The 23,589-nt window shown below is 59.1% G+C and carries 27 protein-coding genes and 1 tRNA gene; 24 read left to right on the top strand and 4 right to left on the bottom strand.

Going from position 1 to position 23,589, the window contains the following annotated elements; genetic code table 11:
* Positions 1-283: 283 nt before the first annotated feature.
* Positions 284-919, top strand: a complete 636-nt coding sequence (locus tag WBB95_RS17300) for a LysE family translocator (protein ID WP_424488697.1) — start codon at positions 284-286, stop codon at positions 917-919.
* 2 nt (positions 920-921) lie between these two features.
* Here the strand turns inward: WBB95_RS17300 and WBB95_RS17295 are convergent, their stop codons facing one another.
* Complete coding sequence (locus WBB95_RS17295; protein WP_424488695.1) at positions 922-1,614, bottom strand: NBR1-Ig-like domain-containing protein; 693 nt, start codon at positions 1,612-1,614, stop codon at positions 922-924.
* 134 nt (positions 1,615-1,748) lie between these two features.
* Here WBB95_RS17295 and WBB95_RS17290 point away from each other — a divergent pair, with 134 nt between their 5' ends.
* A complete protein-coding gene (locus WBB95_RS17290; RefSeq protein ID WP_424488694.1) occupies positions 1,749-2,396 on the top strand; it encodes a LysE/ArgO family amino acid transporter in 648 nt (215 codons plus the stop codon).
* On the opposite strand, the gene WBB95_RS17285 is transcribed toward WBB95_RS17290, so the two are convergent.
* Both WBB95_RS17285 and WBB95_RS17280 read right to left on the bottom strand, forming a co-directional pair.
* Positions 2,346-2,675 carry a hypothetical protein gene (locus tag WBB95_RS17285; protein WP_424488693.1) on the bottom strand — a complete coding sequence of 110 codons (330 nt, stop codon included), beginning with the start codon at positions 2,673-2,675 and terminating at the stop codon, positions 2,346-2,348. The two genes, WBB95_RS17290 and WBB95_RS17285, sit on opposite strands and share 51 nt — an antisense overlap.
* Positions 2,676-2,770: 95 nt before the next feature.
* A tRNA-Leu gene (locus WBB95_RS17280) sits at positions 2,771-2,855 on the bottom strand.
* A 108-nt stretch (positions 2,856-2,963) separates the two neighbouring features.
* Between WBB95_RS17280 and queA the strand changes: the two genes are divergently transcribed.
* From queA to WBB95_RS17250, 6 genes are all read left to right on the top strand, one after another.
* Entirely contained in the window at positions 2,964-4,028 is a 1,065-nt protein-coding gene (gene queA / locus WBB95_RS17275) for a tRNA preQ1(34) S-adenosylmethionine ribosyltransferase-isomerase QueA (protein WP_424488692.1), read from the top strand.
* 5 nt (positions 4,029-4,033) lie between these two features.
* Complete coding sequence (gene tgt, locus WBB95_RS17270) at positions 4,034-5,149, top strand: tRNA guanosine(34) transglycosylase Tgt (protein ID WP_424488696.1); 1,116 nt, start codon at positions 4,034-4,036, stop codon at positions 5,147-5,149.
* 43 nt (positions 5,150-5,192) lie between these two features.
* Positions 5,193-5,531 (top strand): preprotein translocase subunit YajC, encoded by a 339-nt coding sequence (yajC, locus tag WBB95_RS17265; RefSeq protein ID WP_424488691.1) that lies wholly within the window; start codon positions 5,193-5,195, stop codon positions 5,529-5,531.
* A 62-nt stretch (positions 5,532-5,593) separates the two neighbouring features.
* Positions 5,594-7,465, top strand: a complete 1,872-nt coding sequence (secD, locus tag WBB95_RS17260) for a protein translocase subunit SecD (RefSeq protein ID WP_424488690.1) — start codon at positions 5,594-5,596, stop codon at positions 7,463-7,465.
* A 9-nt stretch (positions 7,466-7,474) separates the two neighbouring features.
* Positions 7,475-8,389, top strand: a complete 915-nt coding sequence (gene secF / locus WBB95_RS17255; protein ID WP_424488689.1) for a protein translocase subunit SecF — start codon at positions 7,475-7,477, stop codon at positions 8,387-8,389.
* Positions 8,390-8,513: 124 nt separating this feature from the next.
* Positions 8,514-9,056: a glycine zipper 2TM domain-containing protein gene (locus WBB95_RS17250; RefSeq protein ID WP_065908615.1), complete on the top strand. Its 543-nt coding sequence runs from the start codon at positions 8,514-8,516 to the stop codon at positions 9,054-9,056.
* Positions 9,057-9,263: 207 nt separating this feature from the next.
* Here the strand turns inward: WBB95_RS17250 and suhB are convergent, their stop codons facing one another.
* Positions 9,264-10,079, bottom strand: a complete 816-nt coding sequence (gene suhB, locus WBB95_RS17245) for an inositol-phosphate phosphatase (RefSeq protein WP_003175971.1) — start codon at positions 10,077-10,079, stop codon at positions 9,264-9,266.
* Positions 10,080-10,224: 145 nt separating this feature from the next.
* Here suhB and trmJ point away from each other — a divergent pair, with 145 nt between their 5' ends.
* The 16 genes from trmJ to hisS all read left to right on the top strand — a co-directional run bounded on the left by trmJ (position 10,225) and on the right by hisS (position 23,570).
* Positions 10,225-10,995 (top strand): tRNA (cytosine(32)/uridine(32)-2'-O)-methyltransferase TrmJ, encoded by a 771-nt coding sequence (trmJ, locus tag WBB95_RS17240; protein WP_395610654.1) that lies wholly within the window; start codon positions 10,225-10,227, stop codon positions 10,993-10,995.
* A 2-nt stretch (positions 10,996-10,997) separates the two neighbouring features.
* Positions 10,998-11,780, top strand: a complete 783-nt coding sequence (gene cysE / locus WBB95_RS17235; protein ID WP_424488688.1) for a serine O-acetyltransferase — start codon at positions 10,998-11,000, stop codon at positions 11,778-11,780.
* Positions 11,781-12,081: 301 nt separating this feature from the next.
* Positions 12,082-12,573 carry a Fe-S cluster assembly transcriptional regulator IscR gene (gene iscR / locus WBB95_RS17230; protein WP_003194020.1) on the top strand — a complete coding sequence of 164 codons (492 nt, stop codon included), beginning with the start codon at positions 12,082-12,084 and terminating at the stop codon, positions 12,571-12,573.
* A gap of 50 nt (positions 12,574-12,623) precedes the next feature.
* Complete coding sequence (locus WBB95_RS17225; RefSeq protein ID WP_112196678.1) at positions 12,624-13,838, top strand: IscS subfamily cysteine desulfurase; 1,215 nt, start codon at positions 12,624-12,626, stop codon at positions 13,836-13,838.
* 99 nt (positions 13,839-13,937) lie between these two features.
* The gene (gene iscU / locus WBB95_RS17220; protein WP_003175965.1) at positions 13,938-14,324 is read left to right on the top strand and encodes a Fe-S cluster assembly scaffold IscU; all 387 of its coding nucleotides are present in this window, start codon (positions 13,938-13,940) and stop codon (positions 14,322-14,324) included.
* Positions 14,325-14,352: 28 nt separating this feature from the next.
* A complete protein-coding gene (gene iscA / locus WBB95_RS17215) occupies positions 14,353-14,676 on the top strand; it encodes an iron-sulfur cluster assembly protein IscA (protein ID WP_003175963.1) in 324 nt (107 codons plus the stop codon).
* Positions 14,677-14,684: 8 nt separating this feature from the next.
* Positions 14,685-15,206, top strand: a complete 522-nt coding sequence (gene hscB / locus WBB95_RS17210; protein WP_159959675.1) for a co-chaperone HscB — start codon at positions 14,685-14,687, stop codon at positions 15,204-15,206.
* Positions 15,207-15,257: 51 nt separating this feature from the next.
* Positions 15,258-17,120, top strand: coding sequence for a Fe-S protein assembly chaperone HscA (hscA, locus tag WBB95_RS17205; RefSeq protein WP_424488687.1), 1,863 nt, complete (start codon positions 15,258-15,260; stop codon positions 17,118-17,120).
* A 3-nt stretch (positions 17,121-17,123) separates the two neighbouring features.
* Positions 17,124-17,465, top strand: coding sequence for an ISC system 2Fe-2S type ferredoxin (fdx, locus tag WBB95_RS17200; RefSeq protein WP_015885743.1), 342 nt, complete (start codon positions 17,124-17,126; stop codon positions 17,463-17,465).
* Between the two features lie 14 nt (positions 17,466-17,479).
* Entirely contained in the window at positions 17,480-17,683 is a 204-nt protein-coding gene (gene iscX / locus WBB95_RS17195; protein WP_017135947.1) for a Fe-S cluster assembly protein IscX, read from the top strand.
* A gap of 92 nt (positions 17,684-17,775) precedes the next feature.
* A complete protein-coding gene (ndk, locus tag WBB95_RS17190; protein ID WP_003175956.1) occupies positions 17,776-18,201 on the top strand; it encodes a nucleoside-diphosphate kinase in 426 nt (141 codons plus the stop codon).
* 29 nt (positions 18,202-18,230) lie between these two features.
* Positions 18,231-19,379 carry a 23S rRNA (adenine(2503)-C(2))-methyltransferase RlmN gene (rlmN, locus tag WBB95_RS17185; protein ID WP_375068354.1) on the top strand — a complete coding sequence of 383 codons (1,149 nt, stop codon included), beginning with the start codon at positions 18,231-18,233 and terminating at the stop codon, positions 19,377-19,379.
* Between the two features lie 12 nt (positions 19,380-19,391).
* Positions 19,392-20,150: a type IV pilus biogenesis/stability protein PilW gene (pilW, locus tag WBB95_RS17180; RefSeq protein WP_424488686.1), complete on the top strand. Its 759-nt coding sequence runs from the start codon at positions 19,392-19,394 to the stop codon at positions 20,148-20,150.
* A complete protein-coding gene (locus tag WBB95_RS17175; RefSeq protein WP_424488685.1) occupies positions 20,150-21,145 on the top strand; it encodes a RodZ domain-containing protein in 996 nt (331 codons plus the stop codon). Before pilW ends, WBB95_RS17175 begins: the two co-directional genes overlap by 1 nt.
* 2 nt (positions 21,146-21,147) lie before the next feature.
* Entirely contained in the window at positions 21,148-22,257 is a 1,110-nt protein-coding gene (gene ispG, locus WBB95_RS17170) for a flavodoxin-dependent (E)-4-hydroxy-3-methylbut-2-enyl-diphosphate synthase (RefSeq protein WP_056858733.1), read from the top strand.
* A gap of 23 nt (positions 22,258-22,280) precedes the next feature.
* A complete protein-coding gene (hisS, locus tag WBB95_RS17165) occupies positions 22,281-23,570 on the top strand; it encodes a histidine--tRNA ligase (protein WP_094949433.1) in 1,290 nt (429 codons plus the stop codon).
* Positions 23,571-23,589: the final 19 nt, after the last annotated feature.

Below are 23,589 nucleotides of genomic sequence, written 5' to 3'. Positions count from 1 at the left end.
CGCAGGCAAGCCAGCTCCCACATTTGGATCGGTGTAAATCCGCTGAATCAGTGTATGCAGTAAATAAGACCTTGGTACGCCGAGGTCTTTTTATGCCTGCCGATCAGGTCAGCAGGTGCTTGGACATGATCCGGAAGATTTCCACACTCGAAGTCTTGCCGGGTAAATGGCGCGGTAAACGCCTGTGCGTGTGTATGACGTTTTGCTCGTGGATCTGTATCTAACGCCCGGCTTTTCAACGCCCTACCATGGCGCCCAGCACAAAAAATCCAGGAGCAACACTATGCCCGAACTGTCCAGTTGGCTTGCTTATGGCCTGATCTCACTCGGCATGGTGCTCACGCCCGGGCCGAATATGATTTACCTCATTTCTCGCTCGATTTGCCAGGGGCGTGCGGCCGGATTGATCTCTCTGGGCGGTGTTGCGTTGGGTTTTCTCGTTTACATGTTTTGCGCGGCGCTGGGGATCACCGCATTGGTGATGGCGGTGCCCTTTGCCTACGACGCGCTGCGGCTCGGCGGGGCGTTGTACCTGGTGTATCTGGCCTGGCAGGCAGTCAAGCCGGGTGGGCGTTCGCCCTTTCAGGTTCGGGACTTGCCCCAGGACAGCCCGCGCAAGCTGTTCATGATGGGCTTTGTGACCAACCTGCTGAACCCCAAGGTGGCGGTGATGTATTTGTCGTTGCTGCCGCAGTTCATCGACCCCAACGGCCATGGCAGTGTGCTGACGCAGTCGCTGATTCTGGGCTTTACGCAAATTGCCATCAGCATAAGCGTTAACGCGGTGATTGCGGTTATGGCGGGTTCTATCGCAGTGTTCTTCGTCACTCGGCCTCGTTGGCAGGTGGTGCAGCGTTGGGTGATGGGCTCGGTGCTGATGGGGTTGGCGGTGCGGATGGCGGTTGAAGGGCGGCGCTGAGTTCAGCGCGCCATGACGTTAACAATCACGTGCAGGATGAAGGCGGGGCCGTAGCAGGGCTGACCGTGTTCATCCTCTATCCGCCAGATTGACGTGACAGTGCAGGTTTCTTTAGGCGCGGCAAATTCCACCGTGATGTGCACCGGTTGCCCGGGCAGTGTTTGCGCAATCGGCATTTCGTTGTTCAGGCTGCGCAGGTGCGTGTCCATCACCACTTCCAATGGCGCGCCCGTAGCCGTGCGTCGGGCGATGACATATTCGCCGTCTACCCGCACCAGCTTTCGCCCGCGCCAGGGGCGGGTGCCGAGGTTCTGGATTTCCCAGGTTTTTTGAAAGATCTCGCCGGGCAGCACGATGGCTTGATCGGGCGTAGTGACGTCTGCATTGAAAACGGCGATGTCGCTGGGGTCATGCAGCCCGATTGCACGGTTGGTGGCAGCCATTGAGTTGGCATCGACGGGGGCTCCCGCCAAATCGGCGAAGTAGCGGAATAGCAGCAGCGGTGAAACTTGCAACGCCTTGGCCAGTTTGATCAGTGTGCGTACCGAGGGATCTTGCGAAGCGCCGCCTGCCAATCCGTAGAGGTAAGTTCTGGAAATACCAGCTTCCTTGGCCAAGGTGGTCATGGATTTGCCCAGTTCCCGGCTGCGTCGGGTAATCAGCGCTCTGAGGGTGTCCTGCGTTCTGATCGTCATGCCCCACCTTTGTACGCCAAAAAAGACAACCTGCTCGCCGCTGCGTTTAGCGAGGTATGCACACTACACGCCGCGCTGCTCCTTGGGATTCTGGCGTGTGTTGCATTCCTTTACAGCAGATTTGAAAGGTAACCATGACGCCTTATTTTATCGAGGGGCTGGTACTTGGCCTTGGGCTTTTCGTCGCCCCCGGCCCAAAAGACACCTTGGTCATCCGCCAAGGTGTCAGTCGCGGGCCGATCTGGGGCGTGGTCGCGATTTGCGTGCTGGCCGATATCCTCCTGATCGCTATCGGCGTCACAGGATTAGGCTCGCTGTTGGGCAGTCGCCCGGAAGTGATGGCGGTAATGTTGCTATCAGGCGCGGCTTATTTGCTGTGGTTCGGTACCCAACGCCTGCTGGCCTGCATCCGTAACCAATCCATGCCGGAGACTCAAGGCGGTCCCTCGCAAAAAGGATTGCTGCGCACGGCGATGGTGCTTGGCTTCGCCAACCCTTACGCCTGGCTCGATACCGTCGTGCTGATCGGCTCCATCGGTGCGGCCAAACCCGCAGGCCAACAAGTGCTGTTCGCGACCGGGGCCATGACGGCATCGTTAATATGGTTTGTAGTTTTGGCGCTGGGATGTCAGCGCTTGACCGGGCTGTTTCGCTCGCCCCTGGTCTGGCGATGGCTGGACGCTGGCGTCGCCGTGTTGATGGTGTATCTCGCCGGTATGTTGATCACCGACTCACTGGATATCTTTCAGGTAGTCCAGGAGCGTTATGAGAGGAACGCTTAGCTGATCAACGCTGCGCACCTGTTGCACATCGGCGGACAGTTTGTGCAGTTCACGTCCGAGCACGGTGCTGGTTCCGCCTAGAGCATTCAGAGCTTGAGCAATACACTCATCCAGCTTCACCTGAACCCCAGTCAAATCCCCCTGGCGCACCAACAACCCAAACACCTCCCGCTCATACCCATCCATCACCAAATCATCGCGCAGGATCGGGCTCGCGCCTTCGGTCTCATGCACCAGCTTGAGAGCAAAAAGCGCAACAGCTTCCAGCGTCAATTCCATGGTCCCGGCTCCTTAACGTTTTGCGTTCGCCTGCGCATCTTCACTTTTCTACAGGCGAAAAAAAAGACCTTGAATTTCAAGGTCTTTCTTTAAGATGGTGCCCCGAGGGAGAATCGAACTCCCACTTCTTTCGAAAACGGATTTTGAATCCGCCGCGTCTACCAATTCCGCCATCAGGGCTCAATGGCGGCGAAGTATAGAGATGAGATTACCGTTGGTCAATCACGTTTCATGGTCAATTTTCACTATTTCCGCTAGACTCCCCGGCCCTGCTAGACGAACCCTATCATGCGCGTTGCTGACTTTACTTTTGAGCTCCCTGATTCGCTGATCGCTCGCCACCCTTTGGCCGAGCGTCGCGCCAGTCGACTGCTGACCCTGGACGGGGTGAGCGGTGCCCTCGCACACCGTCAATTCACTGATTTGCTTGAGCATTTGCGCCCTGGCGACTTGATGGTTTTCAATAATACCCGGGTGATTCCGGCACGGCTGTTTGGCCAGAAAGCGTCCGGCGGCAAGCTGGAAATTCTGGTGGAGCGGGTGCTGGACAGCCATCGCGTGCTGGCCCATGTGCGCTCCAGCAAGTCGCCGAAACCGGGTTCGAGCATCCTCATCGATGGCGGTGGCGAGGCCGAGATGGTCGCGCGCCATGACGCGTTGTTCGAGCTCAGGTTTGCCGAAGAGGTGTTGCCGCTGCTTGAGCGCGTCGGCCATATGCCGTTGCCTCCTTATATAGACCGCCCCGACGAAGACTCGGACCGCGAGCGCTATCAGACGGTGTACTCGCAGCGCCTCGGCGCTGTCGCTGCACCGACGGCCGGGCTGCATTTTGACCAGCCGCTGCTGGACGCGATTGCCGCCAAGGGCGTCGAGAGCGCCTATGTGACCCTGCACGTGGGGGCCGGCACGTTTCAGCCGGTGCGTGTGGATAACATCGAAGACCACCATATGCACAGTGAATGGCTGGAAGTCAGCCAGGAAGTCGTTGATGCGGTGGCGGCGTGCAAGGCGCGCGGCGGTCGTGTTGTTGCCGTGGGCACCACCAGCGTGCGTTCGCTGGAGAGTGCCGCGCGGGATGGCGTGCTCAAGCCGTTCAGTGGCGACACCGATATCTTTATTTTTCCGGGCCGACCGTTCCATGTGGTCGATTGCCTGGTGACCAACTTTCATTTGCCGGAATCCACGCTGTTGATGCTGGTGTCGGCATTTGCCGGTTATCCGGAAACCATGGCCGCCTACCAGGCCGCCATCGACAATGGATACCGTTTTTTCAGCTACGGTGATGCGATGTTTATCACCCGTAACCCTGCGCCGACTGCTCCCAAAGAAGCGGGCCCTGAGGAACCACTATGAGTCGTATGTCGTTTGAATTGTTGGCCACGGATGGCAAGGCTCGTCGTGGTCGCCTCACGTTTCCGCGTGGCACCGTCGAGACCCCGGCGTTCATGCCGGTCGGTACCTACGGCACGGTAAAAGGCATGATGCCGCGTGACATCGTCGCCACCGGCGCCGAAATCATCCTCGGCAACACCTTCCACCTGTGGCTGCGCCCGGGCACGGAAGTGATCAAGAAGCATGGCGACCTGCATGATTTCATGAAGTGGCAAGGCCCGATCCTCACTGACTCCGGTGGTTTCCAGGTGTTCAGCCTGGGCGCCATGCGCAAGATCAAGGAGGAGGGCGTGACCTTCGCCTCGCCGGTGGACGGTTCCAAAGTGTTCATGGGCCCGGAAGAATCGATGCAGGTGCAGCGCGACCTGGGCTCCGACATCGTGATGATTTTCGACGAGTGCACGCCGTACCCGGCTGACGAAGACGTCGCGCGTATTTCCATGGAGCGGTCGTTGCGTTGGGCCCAGCGCTCGAAGAACGCCCACGGCGACAACACTGCGGCGCTGTTCGGTATCGTCCAGGGCGGCATGCACGAAAGCCTGCGCAAGCGCTCGCTGGAAGGCCTCGACAAGATCGGCTTTGACGGCCTGGCCATCGGCGGCTTGTCGGTGGGCGAGCCCAAGCACGAAATGATCAAGGTGCTGGATTACCTGCCGGGCCTGATGCCGGCTGACAAACCTCGTTACCTTATGGGCGTTGGCAAACCGGAAGATCTCGTAGAGGGTGTGCGCCGCGGTGTGGACATGTTCGATTGCGTGATGCCAACCCGTAATGCCCGCAATGGGCATCTGTTCATCGATACAGGCGTGCTGAAGATCCGTAACGCGTTCCATCGCCATGATGATTCGCCGCTGGATCCCACCTGTGACTGCTACACCTGCCAGAACTTCTCGCGTGCTTATCTGCACCATCTGGACAAGTGCGGGGAAATGCTGGGTAGCATGTTGAATACCATCCACAATTTGCGTCACTACCAAGTCCTGATGGCTGGTTTGCGCGAGGCTATTCAACAGGGTACATTGGCCGCCTTCGTCGATGCCTTCTATGCCAAGCGCGGGCTCCCTGTGCCGCCCTTGGACTGAGTTTTCCGACCCTAAGATTCACTATTTGCAACTGGAGTGCTAAATGAGCTTTTTTATCTCTAATGCCATGGCTGACGCCGCTGCGCCTGCTGCTGCCGGCCCATTGGGCGGCGGTTTCGAGTGGATTTTCCTGGTCGGCTTCCTGGTCATCTTCTACCTGATGATCTGGCGTCCACAGGCCAAGCGCGCCAAAGAGCAGAAAAACCTGCTCGGCAGCCTGCAGAAAGGCGACGAAGTCGTGACCACTGGCGGCATCGCCGGCAAGATCACCAAGGTTGCCGATGCTTTCGTGGTTCTGGAAGTTTCCGACACCGTAGAAATGAAGTTCCAGAAGGGCGCCATCGCCGCCACGTTGCCAAAAGGCACGCTCAAAGCGATCTGAGTAACAACTTTTACCAATCGACGGGGCGCGCAAGGCGCCCCGCGTTATAAGCGGGCGGCGTGATGCTGAACAAATACCCTCTGTGGAAATACGTACTGATCCTGGCGGTGCTGGCGATCGGTTTTATTTATTCCGCTCCCAATCTTTATCCTGATGACCCTGCGATCCAGATCACTGGCGCCAGCACTGCGCTGCAAGTCAATCAGGCTGACCTGGAACGCGCGAGCAAAGCGCTCACCGACGCAGGCATCCAGGTTAAAGCGGCAACGTTGGCGGCTGATGCGAAGGGCGGTTTGTTGCGCCTGACCAAGCAAGAAGACCAATTGCCGGCCAAAGATGTTGTGCGCAAGGCTATGGGTGACGACTACGTTGTCGCGCTGAACCTGGCACAGACCACGCCAAAATGGCTGCGCGCGATTGGCGCCCACCCGATGAAGCTGGGTCTGGACTTGTCCGGTGGTGTGCACTTCCTGCTGGAAGTCGACATGGACAAAGCCCTCGACGCACGCCTGAAAGTCTACGAAGGCGACGTGAAGAGCCTGCTGCGTAAAGAGAAGGTACGTTATCGCAGCCTGCCGCAGCTCAACGGTGCCATTCAGCTGGGCTTCTCTGACGAAGCTACCCGCGAACAGGCCCGTGCGTTGGTCCGCAAGAACTTCAACGATTTCGACATCGTACCGGCTGACCTGAACGGCCAACCTGTACTGCGTCTGGCGATGACCCCGGCCAAGCTGGCGGAAATCCGCGAATACTCCATCAAGCAGAACTTGACCACGGTACGTAACCGCGTCAACGAACTGGGTGTGGCCGAGCCGATCGTGCAGCGCCAAGGTGCCAACCGCATCGTGGTTGAACTGCCAGGCGTGCAGGACACTGCTGAAGCCAAGCGTATCCTGGGTAAAACCGCCAACCTGGAGTTCCGTCTGGCCGCTGAGCCGGGCGCTTCCCGCGCGACGTCCGAAGAGTTCGAGTTCCGTGAAGGCAACCGTCCTCCTGCGCTGATCGAGCGTGGCCTGATCATCACCGGTGATCAGGTGACCGATGCCAAGGCCGGTTTCGACTCGCAGCACGGCAGCCCTGAAGTGAACATTCGTCTGGATGGTCACGGCGGCGAACTGATGAGCCGCGCCACGCGCAGCAACGTCGGTCGCAGCATGGCGGTGATCTTCATCGAGCAGCGCCCTGTCACTACCTACACCAAGCAAATGGTCAACGGCGTCGAGAAAGACGTGCCGGTGCAGACCTTCAAGGAAGAGAAGAAGATCATCAGCCTGGCGACCATTCAGTCGCCGCTGGGTGCTCAATTCCGCATCACTGGCCTGAACGGCCAGGGCGAGTCGTCTGAGCTGGCGCTGTTGCTGCGTGCTGGTGGCCTGGCGGCGCCGATGTACTTCGCTGAAGAACGCACCATTGGCCCGAGTCTGGGTGCCGACAACATCACCAAGGGTGTTCACGCGGCGTTGTGGGGCATGCTGTTTGTGTCGCTGTTCATCATTGCCATCTATCGCTTCTTCGGCATCATCGCCACCGTGGCCCTGGCGGGCAACATGGTGATGTTGCTGGCCTTGATGTCGCTGCTGGGCGCTACGCTGACCTTGCCAGGTATCGCCGGTATCGTACTCACCATGGGTATGGCGGTAGACGCCAACGTACTGATCTTCTCGCGGATTCGTGAAGAGATCGCGGCGGGCATGACTGTACAACGCGCAATCAATGAAGGCTTTGGCCGGGCATTTACCGCGATTCTCGACTCCAACTTGACCACTTTGCTGGTCGGCGGGATTCTCTTTGCCATGGGCACCGGCCCGGTCAAAGGTTTTGCGGTCACCATGTCCCTCGGTATCTTTACCTCGATGTTCACGGCCATCATGGTGACCCGCGCAATGGTCAACCTGATCTTTGGCGGGCGTGACTTCAAGAAGTTGTGGATTTAAGGGGCTGCCATGTTACGTACAATCAACTTCATGGGCGTTCGCAACATTGCGTTCGGCTTCACCATGGTGCTTACCGTTCTGGCGTTGTTCAGCTGGTTCCATAAAGGCCTGAACTACGGCCTGGACTTCACCGGCGGTACGCTCATCGAGCTGACCTACGAAAAGCCAGCCGACGTCACCCTGGTGCGCAACGAGCTGGTGAAAGCCGGCTATCACGAAGCCATCGTGCAGAGCTTTGGTGCAACCACCGACCTGCTGGTGCGTATGCCGGGCGAAGACCCGCAACTGGGTCACCAGGTAGCCGAGGCCTTGCAGAAGGTCGGCGGCGATAACCCTGCGTCGGTCAAGCGCGTCGAGTTCGTGGGCCCGCAGGTGGGTGAAGAGCTGCGCGACCAGGGCGGCCTCGGCATGCTGATGGCGCTCGGCGGCATCATGCTCTACCTGGCATTCCGCTTTCAGTGGAAGTTCGGCGTCGGCGCAATTGTGTCGCTGATTCACGACGTGATCGTGACCGTGGGCATCTTGGCTTACTTCCAGATCACTTTCGACCTGACGGTGTTGGCGGCGGTGCTGGCGATCATTGGTTACTCGCTCAACGACACCATCGTGGTATTCGACCGGGTTCGTGAGAACTTCCGTGTACTGCGCAAGGCGTCGCTGATCGAGAACATCAACGTCTCTACTACCCAGACCTTGCTGCGGACCATGGCGACGTCGATCTCCACCTTGCTGGCGATTGCTGCGCTGATGATCTTCGGTGGCGACAACCTGTGGGGCTTCTCCCTGGCGCTGTTCATCGGCGTTCTGGCGGGTACCTACTCGTCGATCTACATCGCCAACGTGGTGCTGATCTGGCTGAACCTCAACAGCGAAGACCTGATCCCTCCGGCTGCGACTGGCAAGGAGGTCGATGAACGCCCTTGATGGGCGTTTGTTGACACGCTGTTACAAAGAAGGCGCGAGTATTGAACTCGCGCCTTTTTTTTTGCTCCAAGGCTGGGTATAGCGCGGACGTTTCGGTCCGTTTGTGATGGTCAGGAGGTTCAACGTGAACAAGTCGTTACTGGTTGGTGCGGTATTGGGTGCTGTCGGTGTGACTGCCGGGGGTGCTGTTGCCACCTACAGCCTGGTAAAAAGCGGCCCTGAGTATGCGCAAGTGCTGGCAGTGCAGCCGGTGAAAACCCAGATTAAAACGCCACGCGAGGTCTGCAAGGATGTCGCCGTGACCCGGCAGAAGCCGGTGCAGGATCAGCATCAAATCGTCGGCACCGTGGTCGGTGCGCTGGCCGGTGGCCTGTTGGGCAATCAGGTCGGTGGCGGTAATGGCAAGAAGCTGGCGACTGTAGCTGGTGCGGTCGGTGGTGGTTACGCCGGTAACAAGGTTCAGGAAGGCATGCAGAACCGCGATACGTACACCACGACCCAAACTCGCTGTAACACCGTCAACGACATCAGCGACAAAGTTGTGGGCTATGACGTGCGGTACAACCTGGATGGCAAGGAAGGTTCGGTGCGTATGGACCGTGACCCAGGTGGCCAGATTCCTGTTGATAAGGAAGGTCGTTTGATCCTGGGTCAAAACCAGCAGTAATTCCCAGGTCTGGAATCGATCTAAAATGTGGGAGCTGGCTTGCCTGCGATAACGGTGGGTCAGTACCTGATCAGCTAGCTGGCTGGCTGCTATCGCAGGCAAGCCAGCTCCCACATTGAATGGTGTCCAGGCCAGTAGGATTTGGGTTTGCCCAACTCCCAGGCATAAAAAAAGCACCCCTCGGGGTGCTTTTTTGTGCTCGCTCGCTTAGCGCTTCAGCGAAGCCGGCAGGTGCGGCTGGATCGCCGTCAATACTGCCTTGAAGCATTTGGTGTTACCGGCAACCACGTGGCCTTTCTCAAGGAAATCGTGACCGCCGGTGAAGTCACTCACCAAACCGCCCGCTTCCTGGATCAGCAGGGCGCCTGCAGCCATGTCCCACTCGGACAGGCCCGACTCCCAGAACGCATCAAAACGACCTGCAGCCACATAAGCCAGGTCCAGGCTGGCAGCACCGGCGCGGCGGATGCCAGCGGTCTGGCCAACCAGGGCGCGGAACATGCCCAAGTAGTTTTCCAGGTTGTCCATCTGGTCATCGCGGAACGGGAAGCCGGTGCCGAGCAGGGCGCCGTCCAGGCTGGTGCGACCGCTGACACGCAGGCGACGACCATTGAGCTGGGCGCCACGGCCACGGCTGGCGGTGAATTCTTCCTGGCGAACCGGGTCCAGCACAACAGCGTGTTCCAGGCGGCCACGGTATTTGCAGGCGATGCTCACGGCAAAGTGTGGGATGCCGCGCAGGAAGTTGGTGGTGCCATCCAGTGGGTCGATGATCCACAGGTAGTCTTCGCCTTCGCCGCTGCCTTTGTGCAGGCCGGTTTCTTCGCCGAGGATGCCGTGGGTAGGGTAGGCCTTGCGCAGCGCGTCGATGATTTTTTGCTCAGCGGCGCGATCCACTTCGGACACATAATCCTTGGCGTCTTTTTCGTCGACCTTGATGGTATCCAGGCGCTCGATGGAGCGGAAGATCAATTCACTGGCGCTGCGGGCGGCGCGCAGCGCGATATTCAGCATGGGCTGCATGGATGTGTCACCTAAGGTTGTTAAAGAAAGCCGAGCATTCTAGCAGAAACTTTCTTCAGGTGAAGGACGACGTTAGCTTTCATGGCATAACCTTAGGCTGTTCTGTAAGATTTGCTCCCCTTTCCCGTGTCCGAGAGCGCCTCCCTTGCTGCAAAACATTCGTGTCGTCTTGGTCAATACCAGTCATCCCGGCAACATCGGCGGGGTGGCGCGAGCCATGAAAAACATGGGGCTGACGCGCCTGGTGCTGGTCGACCCGCGCGTGTTCCCGCACCACGAGGCCGATGCCCGTGCCTCCGGCGCCAATGACTTGCTTGAAAAAGCCCAGGTCGTCGCCACTCTGGAGGACGCCTTGGTTGGCTGCAATCTCGTGCTCGGCACCAGTGCCCGTGACCGGCGTATCCCCTGGCCGCTGCTGGACCCGCGCGAGTGCGGCACAAAGGTCGTGGAAGAGGCCGCCGGCGGCGCCGAAATCGCCTTGGTGTTTGGTCGTGAAGACTCCGGCCTCACCAATGAAGAGCTGCAGCGATGTCATTACCACGTGCACATTCCATCAGACCCTGAATTCAGCTCGCTGAACCTTGGGGCAGCGGTGCAGGTGTTGAGTTACGAAGTGCGCATGGCCTGGCTGGCTGCTCAAGGTCAGCCGAGCAAGGTTGAAAAGGATGAGGTGGCATCGACCAAAAGTGGCGAGCTGGCAACCATGGACGAGCTGGAGCGGTTCTATGAGCACCTTGAGCAAACCCTGGTTGCCATCGAATTCCTCGATCCGGAAAAACCACGGCACTTGATGGCGCGCCTGCGTCGCCTGTACGGGCGCAGCTCGGTCAGCCGAGCGGAAATGAATATATTGCGTGGCATCCTCACGGAAACCCAGAAAGCGGCCCGTGGCGAGCTTCTTAAGCGGAAGGATTAAAAATGTTCGAGCGTTTGCGAGAAGATATCCAGAGTGTTTTCCACCGTGACCCGGCGGCGCGCAACGCCTTTGAAGTGCTGACCTGCTACCCGGGCATGCACGCTATCTGGATTCACCGTCTGTCCGGCGCTTTATGGGGCATGGGGTGGAAATGGCTGGCGCGGCTGGTGTCGAACTTTGGGCGCTGGCTGACCGGGATCGAGATTCACCCGGGTGCGAAGGTTGGGCGTCGGTTCTTTATCGACCATGGCATGGGTATTGTGATTGGCGAGACCGCCGAGATCGGCGATGACGTGACGCTTTACCAGGGCGTGACGCTCGGCGGCACCAGTTGGAACAAGGGCAAGCGTCACCCGACGCTGGGTGATGGCGTGGTGGTGGGGGCGGGCGCCAAGGTGCTCGGGCCGTTTACCGTCGGCGCGGGTGCCAAAGTCGGCTCCAATGCGGTGGTGACCAAGGCCGTGCCGCCTGGCGCCACAGTGGTGGGCATTCCTGGGCGCATCATCGTCAAGCCAGAGGTTGGCGACGAGCAAGAGGCCAAGCGCAAGGCCATGGCCGAGAAAATCGGTTTCGATGCCTACGGCGTTAGCGAAGACATGCCCGACCCGGTGGCGCGTGCCATTGGCCAGTTGCTCGACCATCTGCAAGCGGTGGATGGCAAGCTGGACGGGATGTGTGGCGCGCTGAAGGAGCTGGGCAGCACCTACTGCGCAAAGGACTTGCCTGAGTTGCGCGAAGAAGACTTTGCCGAGGTCAAGCACGAAACGGCTACCAAAGCTGGCTAGTTCTTAGGCTCAATACAAAATCCCTGTGGGAGCTGGCTTGCCTGCGATAGCGGTGGGTCAGCACCTGACAGGCTAGCCGGCAGATCGCAATCGCTGGCAAGCCAGCTCCCACATTTTGAACTCCATTGGTCCAGCAGTCCCCATCCCGCCCCGTTCCCGCTGTTCCATCCCGCCCCATCCTGCTATCCTTCGCGCGCCCTTTTTACGGGTAATCCTGACTAAAGTACTAGGTCTTATAGTTGACTTAAATACTCGGGAATCGCATACTTGCTCCCATTCTGAAACACCTTGGTACTTGTCCATGAGACTGACTACAAAAGGCCGATACGCGGTAACCGCCATGCTGGATCTGGCCTTGCACGCGCAAACTGGGCCGGTGTCCCTGGCCGATATCTCCGAGCGCCAAGGCATTTCCCTGTCCTACCTCGAACAGCTGTTTGCCAAATTGCGTCGTAGCAACCTGGTGTCCAGCGTGCGTGGGCCGGGTGGCGGCTACCAACTGTCCCGTGACATGCAGGGCATTCAGGTAGCCCAGGTGATCGACGCGGTGAACGAATCCGTCGATGCCACCAAATGCCAGGGTTTGGGTGATTGCCATGCTGGCGACACCTGCCTGACACACCACTTGTGGTGTGACTTGAGCCTGCAGATCCATGAGTTTTTGAGTGGTATCAGCTTGGCTGATCTTGTGACTCGCCGTGAGGTGCAAGAAGTAGCCCAGCGTCAGGACCAGCGCCGTTGCAACACCAAGGCGCCGCGTCTGGACAAGATTGAAGCGTCCGCCGTCGAGTGACAGCCGAAGAGCTAACGGCACGCCAGCCAGCCTGATTTAGGAGAAAGTCCATGAAATTGCCGATTTACCTTGATTACTCAGCGACCACCCCGGTTGATCCGCGTGTCGCGCAAAAGATGAGCGAATGCCTGCTGGTTGACGGAAACTTCGGCAACCCGGCGTCCCGTTCCCACGTATTCGGCTGGAAAGCCGAGGAAGCGGTCGAGAATGCTCGTCGCCAAGTCGCCGACCTGGTTAACGCCGACCCGCGCGAAATCGTCTGGACCTCCGGTGCCACCGAGTCCGACAACCTGGCAATCAAGGGTGCGGCGCATTTCTATGCGACCAAAGGCAAACACCTGATCACCACCAAGATTGAGCACAAGGCTGTCCTCGACACCATGCGCCAACTGGAACGTGAAGGTTTCGAGGTGACTTACCTTGAGCCAACCACCGACGGTATCGTCACCCCGGCCATGATCGAAGCCGCGCTGCGTGAAGACACCATCCTGGTTTCCGTGATCCACGTGAACAACGAAATCGGCACTATCAACGACATCGCGGCCATCGGCGAGCTGACCCGTTCCAAGGGCATCCTGCTGCATGTTGACGCGGCTCAGTCCACCGGCAAGGTCGATATCGACCTGTCGAAGCTGAAAGTCGACCTGATGTCGTTCTCTGCCCACAAGACCTACGGCCCTAAAGGCATCGGCGCGCTGTACGTGAGCCGCAAGCCACGTGTGCGCATCGAAGCCACCATGCACGGCGGCGGTCACGAGCGCGGCATGCGTTCCGGCACCCTGGCGACCCACCAGATCGTCGGCATGGGTGAAGCTTTCCGCGTGGCCAAGGAAGACATGGCTGCCGAAAACGTGCGCATCAAGGCCCTCAGCGATCGCTTCTACAAGCAGGTCGAGAACCTTGAAGAGCTGTACATCAACGGCAGCATGACCGCCCGTGTACCGCACAACCTGAATTTGAGCTTCAACTACGTCGAAGGCGAGTCGCTGATCATGGCGCTCAAGGACCTGGCGGTTTCGTCCGGTTCGGCCTGCACCTCGGCCTCGCTTGAGCCTTCGTACGTTCTGCGCGCCCTGGGCCGCAACGACGAACTGGCACACAGCTCGATCCGCTTTACCTTCGGCCGCTTCACCACCGAAGAGCAAGTCGACTACGCCGCGCAGAAAGTCTGCGAGGCCGTCAACAAGCTGCGCGTTCTGTCGCCGCTGTGGGACATGTTCAAAGACGGTGTCGATATTTCCAAGATCGAGTGGGCGGCACACTAACTAAAGAAGCCGCCACCCAAGCTCTGTAAGAACGTGGCGGAAAACGCAGGCGTTTTTACAGGGTTCCAGAGCGGCCCTGATGAGTGAGGATTCAGTACCATGGCTTACAGCGAAAAGGTCATCGACCACTACGAAAACCCGCGCAACGTCGGCAAGATGAACGCGGAAGACCCTGATGTCGGCACCGGCATGGTCGGCGCTCCGGCGTGCGGCGATGTGATGCGCCTGCAGATCAAGGTCAACGACGCTGGCGTTATTGAAGACGCCAAGTTCAAGACCTACGGCTGCGGTTCCGCCATTGCCTCCAGTTCCCTCGCGACCGAGTGGATGAAAGGCAAGACCCTGGATGAGGCTGTCACCATCAGCAACACCCAGCTGGCCGAAGAGCTGGCCCTGCCGCCGGTGAAAATTCACTGCTCCGTACTCGCAGAAGACGCCATCAAGGCGGCCGTTCGCGACTACAAGCAGAAGAAAGGCTTGATCTAAGCATTTGGCGACGAGTAAGGAGTCAACGATGGCTATCAGCATGACAGAAGCGGCTGCGCAGCACATTCGCCGTTCCCTGAATGGGCGCGGTAAAGGTGAGGGGATTCGCCTGGGTGTTCGCACCACAGGCTGTTCCGGCCTTGCCTACGTGCTGGAGTTCGTCGACGAGGTAGTGGCAGAAGACCAGGTGTTCGAAAGTCACGGCGAGAAAGTGATCATCGACCCTAAAAGCCTGACCTACCTGGACGGCACCGAGCTCGATTTCGTCAAGGAAGGGTTGAACGAAGGCTTCAAGTTCAACAACCCCAACGTGCGCGGTGAATGTGGCTGCGGCGAAAGCTTCAACATCTGAGGCTATTCGTGGGTACTCCTTGTCATTTCGCTTTATTCGAGCTGCAGCCGAGCTTTCGGCTGGACCTTGAGCAGCTTGCCACGCGCTACCGAGAATTGGCGCGTGGCGTGCATCCGGACCGCTTTGCTGATGCTTCCGAGCGTGAGCAACGCCTGGCGCTGGAGCGGTCGGCCAGCCTCAACGAAGCCTATCAGACGCTGAAAAATCCACCCAAGCGCGCGCGTTACCTGCTCGCGATGAACGGTGGTGAGTTGCCGATTGAAGTCACGGTGCACGACCCGGACTTCCTGATGCAGCAGATGCAATGGCGTGAAGAACTCGAAGACTTGCAGGACGAAGCCGATGTGGCGGGTGTCGCGGTCTTCAAACGTCGTCTGAAAGTGGCCCAGGATGAGCTCAACGAAAGCTTCGCAGCCTGTTGGGATGATGCAGCGCAACGCGAACAGGCCGAACGCCTGATGCGGCGCATGCAGTTCCTCGACAAGCTCACCTACGAAGTGCGCCAGCTAGAAGAGCGCCTCGACGATTAACCCAGTGCTGCCCGTGATGCACGCCTGATAGACAGATAAGACCTGATTACCATGGCCCTACTGCAAATCGCCGAACCCGGCCAAAGCCCTCAACCGCACCAGCGTCGCCTCGCGGTCGGGATTGATCTGGGCACCACCAATTCCCTGGTTGCTGCCTTGCGTAGCGGCCTGTCCGAGCCGCTGCCCGACGCCGATGGCCAGGTGATCCTGCCGTCCGCCGTGCGCTATCACGCTGATCGCACTGAAGTGGGTGAGTCGGCAAAGCTGGCGGCGTCTACCGACCCGTTGAACACCGTGCTGTCGGTCAAGCGCTTGATGGGTCGTGGTCTGTCCGACGTCAAGCAACTGGGCGACCAGCTGCCGTACCGCTTTGTCGGCGGCGAATCCCACATGCCGTTTATCGACACCGTCCAGGGCCCGAAAAGCCCGGTGGAAGTGTCGGCCGATATCCTCAAGGTGCTGCGCCAGCGCGCGGAAACCACCTTGGGCGGCGAATTGGTAGGTGCCGTGATCACGGTTCCGGCGTATTTCGACGACGCTCAGCGCCAAGCCACCAAGGACGCGGCAAAACTTGCCGGCCTGAACGTGCTGCGCCTGCTCAACGAACCGACTGCAGCGGCCGTGGCCTATGGCCTCGACCAACACGCTGAAGGTCTGGTCGCCATTTATGACCTGGGCGGCGGTACCTTCGACATTTCGATCCTGCGCCTGACTGGCGGCGTTTTTGAAGTGCTGGCCACCGGTGGCGATACTGCCCTGGGCGGCGATGACTTCGACCACGCCATTGCGGGCTGGATCATCGCCAGTGCCGGTTTGTCTGCCGACCTGGACCCGGGCGCGCAGCGCAATCTGCTGCAAACCGCCTGCGCCGCCAAAGAAGCGCTGACGGATGCGGCTGCTGTAGAGGTTTCCTACGGTTCCTGGTCGGCTCAGCTGACGCGCGAAGCGTTTGATTCGCTGATCGAGCCGATGGTCGCTCGTAGTCTCAAAGCCTGCCGTCGTGCGGTGCGTGACTCGGGCATCGAACTGGAGGACGTGGCCGCCGTGGTCATGGTCGGCGGTTCGACCCGCGTGCCACGTGTCCGCGACGCTGTCGCCGAGGCCTTTGGGCGTCAGCCGCTGACTGAAATCGACCCGGATCAAGTGGTGGCCATTGGGGCTGCGATCCAGGCTGATACCCTCGCTGGTAACAAGCGCGATGGTGGCGAACTGCTGCTTCTCGACGTGATTCCGTTGTCCCTGGGGTTGGAAACCATGGGCGGTCTGATGGAGAAGGTGATTCCACGCAACACCACCATCCCCGTCGCCCGTGCCCAGGACTTCACCACTTACAAAGATGGCCAGACGGCCATGATGATTCATGTCCTGCAAGGCGAGCGCGAGCTGATCAGCGACTGCCGTTCCCTGGCGCGCTTTGAATTACGCGGTATTCCGGCCATGGTCGCGGGTGCGGCGAAGATTCGCGTGACCTACCAGGTCGACGCCGACGGCCTGCTCAGCGTGGCGGCGCGTGAATTGGCGTCGGGCGTCGAGGCCAGCATCCAGGTCAAGCCGTCCTACGGCCTGACCGACGGCGAAATCGCCAAGATGCTTAAGGATTCGTTCCAGTACGCCGGTGACGACAAGGTCGCCCGCGTATTGCGTGAGCAGCAAGTGGACGCCCAGCGTTTGCTTGAAGCGGTGCAGGGTGCCCTTGAAGCTGACGGCGAGCGTTTGCTGGATGCCGAAGAGCGCATGGTCATCGACCTGCAAATGCAGGAACTGGCTGAACTGATGAAGGGCACCGATGGTTATGCCGTCGAGCAACAGACCAAGCGTCTGTCGCAGGTGACCGATGCTTTTGCCGCCCGTCGTATGGACCAGTCGGTAAAAGCCGCCCTGGCGGGACGCAACCTGAATGAAATCGAGGAATAATTAATGCCGCAGGTCATTTTTCTGCCACACGCCGAGCATTGCCCGGACGGTATGGTCGTGGAGGCTGAGACCGGCAAGTCCATCCTCGAAGTTGCCCATGACAACCACATCGAGATCGAAAGTGCCTGTGGCGGCGTCTGCGCCTGCACGACCTGCCACTGCGTGATTCGCGAGGGTTTCAACTCTCTCGAAGAAGCGGACGAGCTGGAAGAAGACTTTCTGGATCGCGCCTGGGGCCTTGAGGCGACTTCTCGCCTAAGCTGTCAGGCAAAGGTCGGCACGGAAGACATCACCGTCGAAATTCCGAAATATTCGCTCAACCATGCGGCCGAAGCGCCGCATTGATTCAAGGAAATGTCATGAGCCTGAAATGGGTTGATGTACAAGAAATCGCTATACAACTTGCCGAAGCTCATCCTGAGGTCAATCCTCTTACCGTGAACTTCGTCAAGTTGCGCGACCTCGTAATGGCGCTGCCGGAATTCGACGACATCCCTGACCGGGGTGGCGAAAAGGTTCTGGAGGCGATTCAGGGCCTGTGGATCGAAGAAGCTGACGACTGAGTCGCCTTTTTACGCAGTTAGGCAATACCTGATAACCCGCGTATAATTCGCGGGTTTAATTTTTCGTAAATTACCGTTTCTGGAGTTACACCATGGCTGTTCAACGTACTTTCTCCATCATCAAGCCTGACGCTGTTGCAAAAAACGTCATCGGCGAGATCACCACTCGTTTCGAAAAAGCCGGCCTGAAGGTTGTAGCTTCGAAACTCAAGCAACTGTCCAAAGCTGAAGCTGAAGGCTTCTACGCTGAGCACAGCGCGCGTGGCTTCTTCGGCGACCTGGTTGCTTTCATGATCTCCGGCCCTGTTGTTGTTCAGGTTCTGGAAGGCGAAAACGCTATCGCTCTGAACCGTGAGCTGATGGGCGCTACCAACCCTAAAGAAGCCGCTGCCGGCACTATCCGTGCTGACTTCGCTGAGTCCATCGACGCCAACGCTGTTCACGGTTCGGACTCCGAAGCCGCTGCTGCTCGCGAAATCTCGTACTTTTTCGCTGCTACTGAAGTAACCGCTCGCTAAGCATTGGCTTAAAGAGTGAGGGTGAATCCATGACTACATCGACTGTTAAAACCAACCTGCTGGGGCTTACCCAGCCGGAAATGGAGAAATTCTTCGACTCAATCGGGGAGAAGCGTTTCCGTGCCGGTCAGGTAATGAAGTGGATTCACCACTTTGGCGTCGACGATTTCGACGCCATGACGAACGTCAGCAAGGCCTTGCGCGACAAGCTCAAGGTCATTGCTGAGGTCCGTGGTCCCGAGGTTGTCAGCGAGGACATCTCCACCGACGGCACCCGTAAGTGGGTGGTGCGCGTGGCGTCCGGCAGCTGCGTCGAGACCGTGTACATTCCCCAGGGCAAACGCGGCACCTTGTGCGTTTCGTCCCAGGCAGGCTGTGCCCTGGACTGCAGTTTCTGCTCCACCGGCAAGCAAGGCTTCAATAGCAACCTCACTGCCGCAGAAGTCATCGGCCAGGTGTGGATTGCCAACAAATCCTTTGGCAGCGTCCCGGCGACCGTCGACCGTGCCATCACCAACGTGGTGATGATGGGCATGGGTGAGCCGCTGCTGAACTTCGACAACGTGATTGCGGCCATGCATCTGATGATGGACGACCTGGGCTACGGCATCTCCAAGCGCCGTGTAACCCTGTCGACCTCCGGCGTGGTACCGATGATCGATGAGCTGGCCAAGCACATCGACGTCTCCCTGGCGTTGTCGCTGCACGCACCGAATGACGCATTGCGTAACCAATTGGTGCCGATCAACAAGAAGTATCCGCTTAAGATGCTGCTCGAATCTTGCCAGCGCTACATGGCGACCTTGGGTGAAAAACGTGTGTTGACCATTGAGTACACCATGCTCAAGGACATCAACGACAAAGTTGAACACGCGGTAGAAATGATCGAGCTGCTCAAGAACACCCCGTGCAAGATCAACCTGATTCCGTTTAACCCGTTTCCCCATTCTGGCTACGAGCGGCCGAGCAACAACGCCATCCGCCGTTTCCAGGATCAACTGCACCAGGCCGGCTATAACGTCACCGTACGCACCACCCGTGGTGAAGACATCGACGCCGCCTGTGGCCAACTGGTCGGGCAAGTGATGGATCGCACCCGCCGCAGTGAGCGTTATATCGCCGTGCGCGAACTTAACGCCGCCGAAGATTTGCCGCAAATTGCTGTGAATCGAATCTGAGAGAGGACCTCTATGCCCTTGCGCCTTGCGCTGCTTTTGCTTGTTACCGGCCTTGTGGCTGGTTGTGTTTCATCGGGCCATGACAGCCCTTTGCACACCGACAAAGGCCGTGATGAGGCGCGAGTTGCCTATGTGCAGCTGGGTTTGGGTTATTTGCGCCAAGGCATGAGCGAGCAAGCCAAGGTGCCGTTGAAAAAGGCGCTTGAGCTGGATGGCGACGATGCTGACGCCAACGCTGCATTGGCCCTGGTGTTTCAGGCCCAGGCCGAGCCAGCGCTGGCCGATCAATATTTTCACAAGGCTCTGGCCTCACGTCCCGCCGACCCTCGGTTGCTGAATAACTACGGCAGCTTCCTGTTCGAGCAGAAACGTTATGAACAGGCATCCCGTTATTTCCAGCAAGCCTGCGCCGATACCCTCTACCCTGAGCGTTCGCGGGTGTTCGAGAACCTTGGGGTGACCTCGATGCGTCTCGGCCAGCGCGACAGCGCCCGCCAGCAACTGGAAAAAGCCCTGCATTTGAACAGTCGTCAGCCACGCGCGTTGCTCGAAATGGCTGAGTTGTCTTACGAAGACAGGCATTATGTGCCGGCACGTGACTATTACGAGCGTTTTAGCCTGCTCAGCGGGCAAAATGCACGTAGTCTATTGCTCGGTGTGCGCCTGGCGACGGTTCATGAAGAACGCGACTCGGCCGCACGGTTTGGCCAGCAACTCGAACGACTCTATCCCGGTACGCCGGAATATCAGCAATACCTGTCGGAGCAATGATGAAAGCGGCGCACCCGGAAGTTGTAGCAGCTAATCGCGTAAACCCAGGCGAGACCTTGCGTCAGGCCCGCGAAAGCAATGGTTGGTCGCTCGCAGAAGTGGCCCTCAAGCTCAATTTGACCACGACGTCCCTGGGCAATCTGGAAACTGGCGCGTTCGATAAGCTCCCAGGGCATACCTTTGCCCGCGGCTATATCCGTGCTTACGCCAAGTTGCTGGGCATCGACCAGGCCGTGCTGGTCCAGCAATTCGACCAGTTCACCGGTACCGACTCCCAGGGCAGCAACGTCCATGGCCTGGGGCGTATTGAAGAGCCTGTGCGGGTTTCCCACACGATTTTGCGAATTGTCAGCCTGTTGCTGCTGATCGCCGTGATCGGCGGCGGTTTCGTCTGGTGGCAAGACCAGACCACCCAGCGCGGCAAAGACCTGACCAGCAACGCCATGGAGCACGTCGAGGTCGAAAGCGCCGACGGCACCACCCAGATTCATCCACTCGACGAGCCGGAAGACCAGGCAGTAGCCGAGGGTCAAGCGGCGCCTGAAGCACCGGCCACCGCCGAGCAGCCTGCTGCGCAAGCCAGCACTGCGCCTGCTGCAAGCCCCGCTGTGCCGGCTTCGGCTGTCCCTGCGGCCCCAGCGGCTCCGGTCGCCCAGGCCCATACGCCAGCCGCTCCGGCTCCAGCCACTACCGCGCCAGCCGCTCCGGCTGCGCCAGCGATGTCGCCGCCGACGACGCCAGCGTTGATAGCCGGTGACGGGCATATCCAGATCACCTTCGTTGCAGACTGCTGGACGCAGGTCAGCGACGGTAATGGCAAAGTGCTCTTTAGTGGTTTGAAGCGTAAGGGAGATACGCTTGACCAGGGTGGCAAGCCTCCTTTGACGCTGCGTCTGGGCTTTGCCCGTGGCGCGCAAGTGGCCTACAACGGCCAGCCTGTGGACGTGGCGCCGTTCACCAGTGGCGAGACTGCTCGCCTGAAGTTGGGACAATAGTCATGCACGGCGAATCTCCAATCAAACGTCGCGTATCGCGCAAAATCTGGGTCGGCTCGGTGCCGGTGGGTGGCGACGCCCCCATTGCGGTGCAGAGCATGACCAACAGCGACACCAATGATGTGGCCGCCACCGTTGCCCAGATCAACCGTCTGGAAGCTGCGGGTGTCGACATCGTGCGGGTTTCCGTACCGGACATGGACGCTGCCGAAGCGTTCGGCCGCATCAAGCAACTGGTCAAGGTACCGTTGGTTGCCGACATTCACTTCGACTACAAGATCGCATTGCGCGTAGCCGAGTTGGGTGTGGACTGTCTGCGCATCAACCCGGGCAACATCGGTCGCGAAGACCGTGTGCGCGCCGTGGTGGACGCTGCCCGTGACCGTGGCATTCCAATCCGTATCGGCGTCAACGCCGGTTCCCTGGAAAAAGACCTGCAAAAGAAATACGGCGAGCCGACGCCGGCGGCGCTGGTTGAGTCGGCACTGCGCCACGTTGAGCACCTTGAGCGCCTGAATTTTCAGGACTTCAAGGTCAGCGTAAAGGCCTCCGACGTGTTCATGGCGGTAGAAGCCTACCGCCTGCTGGCCAAGGAAATCGTGCAGCCGCTGCACCTGGGTATCACCGAAGCTGGCGGTTTGCGCTCAGGCACAGTGAAATCTGCGGTGGGTCTCGGTATGCTGCTCGCCGAAGGGATTGGCGATACTATCCGCATCTCCCTGGCGGCAGACCCCGTAGAGGAAGTGAAAGTCGGCTACGACATTCTCAAGTCCCTGCGTTTGCGTTCCCGTGGCATCAATTTCATTGCCTGCCCGAGTTGCTCGCGGCAGAACTTCGACGTGGTGAAAACCATGAACGACCTGGAGTTGCGCCTCGAAGACCTGCTGGTGCCGCTGGATGTCGCGGTGATCGGTTGCGTGGTCAACGGGCCGGGTGAGGCCAAAGAGGCTCATGTGGGCTTGACCGGCGGTACACCGAACCTGATTTACATCGACGGCAAGCCGTCGCAGAAGTTGACGAATGAAAATCTGGTGGATCACTTGGAAAAGCTGATCCGCGAGAAAGCGGCCGAAAAGGTCGCCGCTGACGCAGCGCTGATCGCTCGCGGCTGATTGAACGAATTTAAGGATTAGATGTGAGCAAGTCTCTGCAAGCCATTCGTGGCATGAACGACATCCTGCCGGAGCAGACGCCACTGTGGCGCTACTTCGAGAGCACGGTCGCGCGCCTGCTGGATAACTACGGTTACAAGCAGATCCGCATGCCGATCGTCGAGTTCACCGAGCTGTTCAAGCGCTCCATCGGCGAAGTCACCGACATCGTCGAAAAAGAGATGTACACCTTTGAAGACCGCAACGGCGACTCCCTGACCTTGCGTCCGGAAGGCACCGCTGCGTGCGTGCGCGCCGTGCTTGAGCATGGTCTCACCGGCGGTGGCCAGCCGCAGAAATTGTGGTACATCGGCCCGATGTTCCGCCACGAGCGCCCACAGAAAGGCCGGTATCGCCAGTTTCATCAGATCGGCCTGGAGGTGTTCAACCTCGATGGCCCGGATATCGACGCCGAGCTGATCGTGTTGACCTGGCGCCTGTGGGGCCTGCTGGGCATCCGCGATGCAGTCAAGCTCGAACTCAACAGCCTGGGCACCAGCGAGTCCCGGGGCCGCTATCGCGTTGCCCTGGTCGAGTACCTGTCTGCGCACCTGGACAAGTTGGATGAAGACAGCCAGCGTCGTCTGAAAACCAACCCGTTGCGCGTTCTTGATACCAAGAATGCCGACACGCAGGCCGTACTGGTCGACGCGCCAAAAATGGCCGACTACCTGGATGATGAATCCCGTACGCACTTCGAGGGCCTCAAGGCTCGTCTGGATGCGGCTGGTATTCCCTACGTGATCAACCCGAAGCTGGTGCGCGGTCTCGATTACTACAGCAAGACCGTGTTCGAGTGGGTCACCGACAAGCTCGGCGCCCAAGGCACCGTGTGTGCGGGTGGTCGCTACGACGGCCTGGTTGAGCAAATGGGCGGCAAGCCGACCACGGGCGTGGGTTTTGCCATGGGCATCGAGCGGCTGATCCTGCTGCTGGAAACCCTGGAGCAAGTCCCCGAAGAAATTTCCCGTCAGGTGGACGTTTACCTCTGCGCCTTTGGCGAGGCCGCCGAACTGGCAGCCCTGGCCCTGAGCGAAAAAGTACGCGACCAACTGCCAAACCTGCGCTTGCAGATCAATGCCGGCGCCGGCAGCTTCAAGAGCCAGTTCAAGAAGGCCGACAAGAGCGGTGCGTTGTATGCACTGATCCTCGGCGATGACGAGCTGGCCCAGCAAGTGATAGGTTTCAAACCCCTGCGTGGCCAGGGCGAGCAACAGAACATTGCCTTTGATGCGCTCGCCGCGCACTTGGCCACCTGCGTCGTGCAGGGTTGAAGCTGTCGAACAGCCGAAT

It is taken from the genome of Pseudomonas sp. (assembly GCF_049645325.1).
Lineage (GTDB): Bacteria > Pseudomonadota > Gammaproteobacteria > Pseudomonadales > Pseudomonadaceae > Aquipseudomonas.
Note: the sequence above shows the minus strand (reverse complement) of the source record. Positions and strands in the feature narration are given on the sequence as shown.

What these genes read in the sequence shown, in the direction of transcription:
- WBB95_RS17300 (WP_424488697.1), top strand. Translation starts at nt 284, where the DNA reads ATGCCCGAACTGTCCAGTTGGCTTGCTTATGGCCTGATCTCACTCGGC.
- WBB95_RS17295 (WP_424488695.1), bottom strand. Translation starts at nt 1,614, where the DNA reads ATGACGATCAGAACGCAGGACACCCTCAGAGCGCTGATTACCCGACGC.
- WBB95_RS17290 (WP_424488694.1), top strand. Translation starts at nt 1,749, where the DNA reads ATGACGCCTTATTTTATCGAGGGGCTGGTACTTGGCCTTGGGCTTTTC.
- WBB95_RS17285 (WP_424488693.1), bottom strand. Translation starts at nt 2,675, where the DNA reads ATGGAATTGACGCTGGAAGCTGTTGCGCTTTTTGCTCTCAAGCTGGTG.
- queA (WP_424488692.1), top strand. Translation starts at nt 2,964, where the DNA reads ATGCGCGTTGCTGACTTTACTTTTGAGCTCCCTGATTCGCTGATCGCT.
- tgt (WP_424488696.1), top strand. Translation starts at nt 4,034, where the DNA reads ATGTCGTTTGAATTGTTGGCCACGGATGGCAAGGCTCGTCGTGGTCGC.
- yajC (WP_424488691.1), top strand. Translation starts at nt 5,193, where the DNA reads ATGAGCTTTTTTATCTCTAATGCCATGGCTGACGCCGCTGCGCCTGCT.
- secD (WP_424488690.1), top strand. Translation starts at nt 5,594, where the DNA reads ATGCTGAACAAATACCCTCTGTGGAAATACGTACTGATCCTGGCGGTG.
- secF (WP_424488689.1), top strand. Translation starts at nt 7,475, where the DNA reads ATGTTACGTACAATCAACTTCATGGGCGTTCGCAACATTGCGTTCGGC.
- suhB (WP_003175971.1), bottom strand. Translation starts at nt 10,079, where the DNA reads ATGCAGCCCATGCTGAATATCGCGCTGCGCGCCGCCCGCAGCGCCAGT.
- cysE (WP_424488688.1), top strand. Translation starts at nt 10,998, where the DNA reads ATGTTCGAGCGTTTGCGAGAAGATATCCAGAGTGTTTTCCACCGTGAC.
- iscR (WP_003194020.1), top strand. Translation starts at nt 12,082, where the DNA reads ATGAGACTGACTACAAAAGGCCGATACGCGGTAACCGCCATGCTGGAT.
- WBB95_RS17225 (WP_112196678.1), top strand. Translation starts at nt 12,624, where the DNA reads ATGAAATTGCCGATTTACCTTGATTACTCAGCGACCACCCCGGTTGAT.
- iscU (WP_003175965.1), top strand. Translation starts at nt 13,938, where the DNA reads ATGGCTTACAGCGAAAAGGTCATCGACCACTACGAAAACCCGCGCAAC.
- iscA (WP_003175963.1), top strand. Translation starts at nt 14,353, where the DNA reads ATGGCTATCAGCATGACAGAAGCGGCTGCGCAGCACATTCGCCGTTCC.
- hscA (WP_424488687.1), top strand. Translation starts at nt 15,258, where the DNA reads ATGGCCCTACTGCAAATCGCCGAACCCGGCCAAAGCCCTCAACCGCAC.
- fdx (WP_015885743.1), top strand. Translation starts at nt 17,124, where the DNA reads ATGCCGCAGGTCATTTTTCTGCCACACGCCGAGCATTGCCCGGACGGT.
- iscX (WP_017135947.1), top strand. Translation starts at nt 17,480, where the DNA reads ATGAGCCTGAAATGGGTTGATGTACAAGAAATCGCTATACAACTTGCC.
- ndk (WP_003175956.1), top strand. Translation starts at nt 17,776, where the DNA reads ATGGCTGTTCAACGTACTTTCTCCATCATCAAGCCTGACGCTGTTGCA.
- rlmN (WP_375068354.1), top strand. Translation starts at nt 18,231, where the DNA reads ATGACTACATCGACTGTTAAAACCAACCTGCTGGGGCTTACCCAGCCG.
- pilW (WP_424488686.1), top strand. Translation starts at nt 19,392, where the DNA reads ATGCCCTTGCGCCTTGCGCTGCTTTTGCTTGTTACCGGCCTTGTGGCT.
- WBB95_RS17175 (WP_424488685.1), top strand. Translation starts at nt 20,150, where the DNA reads ATGAAAGCGGCGCACCCGGAAGTTGTAGCAGCTAATCGCGTAAACCCA.
- ispG (WP_056858733.1), top strand. Translation starts at nt 21,148, where the DNA reads ATGCACGGCGAATCTCCAATCAAACGTCGCGTATCGCGCAAAATCTGG.